The following is a 1,559-nucleotide window of genomic DNA, read 5'->3' on the forward strand; positions in this document are numbered from 1 at the left end:
GAGACGAAAAAGGAAGAGCGAAATGCTCTTCCTTTTGTTGTATAGAGAAAACCCCCAGCTAGGCTGGGGGTTCAGTAAAGCTTACAGCTATAAGTCAGTTATATAACCCCTTTCAATTTGATAAAAACGTCTTGTGGTCTGGCAACTGCAAGAGTTAATTAAGAATTGAAAGGGGGTCCTAATGGGGGACGAAAAGAGCTTAGCGCATACGCGATGGAACTGTAAATATCATGCGGTTTTTGCACCTAAGTACCGAAGACAGGTGTTCTATGGTGAGAAACGAAGGGCAGTAGGCGAGATACTTAGAAAATTATGTGAATGGAAAAACGTGAATATTATTGAAGCAGAATGCTGCGCAGATCATATTCATATGCTTTTAGAGATACCACCTAAGATAAGTGTTTCATCCTTTATGGGATATTTGAAAGGAAAAAGTAGCCTGATGCTCTATGAGCGATTTGGAGATTTGAAGTTTAAGTACAGGAATCGAGAATTTTGGTGTCGAGGGTACTATGTCGATACGGTAGGAAAAAATACCGGCAAGATACAAAGTTACATAAAGCATCAACTAGAGCAGGATAAAATGGGAGAGCAATTGTCGATCCCGTATTCAGGTAGCCCGTTTACGGGCCGCTGGAAATAGTCATATGCAAATGTCAGATCACTATGCGCCTGCTAGGGCGCTGCCAGTAAGAGAGCCTTATAGGCGCATATGAAAAACCACCGGCTATGCCGGTGGATACTTTTTTTATGTCTATCGTTTGGTTTTTCAATCAACGTTCATCGAAAAAGTCTTTGTTTCGGATGTACTTACTCATTAAATGGTAAGAAAACGGACGAATCAGCCAACTAAATAGTGAACGCCCGAGGCGAATGAGTGTCGGCGTGTTCTCATAAATTCTGCCATTGTACAGCCACAGCATTTTTCCGACGTGCCAGTAAAGAAAAGGCACCGGAGGCATGAAAGTCACAATATCGATATCACAACAAATTCGGTAGGTTTTATGCGCCAGACGATAGCGACGTTTGAACGTCCAGTCACCAATGGCGGGCTGCCCGAAAGTCACAACGCGCTTGATGCTTTTCGGATACTTCTTTTCTATGTAATCCGCAAACACGCTACCAATTGCACCACCAGAAGAGTGGCCTGTCACCGAAATGCGCTTGCCTTGCAGAATAAGCGGGACAACGGTTGCTTCTAGCCGTTCTATCACGCTCAAACCTAAGCGGTCTTCGTTTCTACTAGGTAAACTTTCTTGGAACAATAGGTGATAAAACCCTGCGTGAATACGGTAGTTGAGACCTAATCGCCGGCAGCTTCGTGTCCACATTGCAAAGTTGAGCAACCAATCGGTAATGCTGTGAGAACCTTTAATAACGACCACGACTTCATCGCGGTTTTTGCTCCACAGTACGCGAATCATAATCTTGCCGTGTTCGTTTCGGATGACTCGCTGACCATTGGGATCGAAGCCATAACGTGTTTGTTTAAAGACTCTTGGATACGCGAGGTTGCACAGTACGGCGTAGCGTTCGTATTGGTATCGTTTTAGTGGTTT

2 protein-coding genes are annotated in these 1,559 nt (G+C 44.1%); one reads left to right on the top strand and one right to left on the bottom strand.

What is annotated here, in order from left to right; all coding sequences use genetic code 11:
• Positions 1-181 precede the first annotated feature (181 nt).
• Positions 182-643 carry an IS200/IS605 family transposase gene (tnpA, locus tag R8N49_RS24565; protein ID WP_318190152.1) on the top strand — a complete coding sequence of 154 codons (462 nt, stop codon included), beginning with the start codon at positions 182-184 and terminating at the stop codon, positions 641-643.
• Positions 644-773: 130 nt separating this feature from the next.
• Here the strand turns inward: tnpA and R8N49_RS24570 are convergent.
• The coding region (locus tag R8N49_RS24570) for a lipase family protein (RefSeq protein WP_318190153.1) at positions 774-1,559 on the bottom strand (786 nt) is incomplete at its 5' end.

The organism is Vibrio sp. 1978 (assembly GCF_033344345.1).

What these genes read in the sequence shown, in the direction of transcription:
- tnpA (WP_318190152.1), top strand. Translation starts at nt 182, where the DNA reads ATGGGGGACGAAAAGAGCTTAGCGCATACGCGATGGAACTGTAAATAT.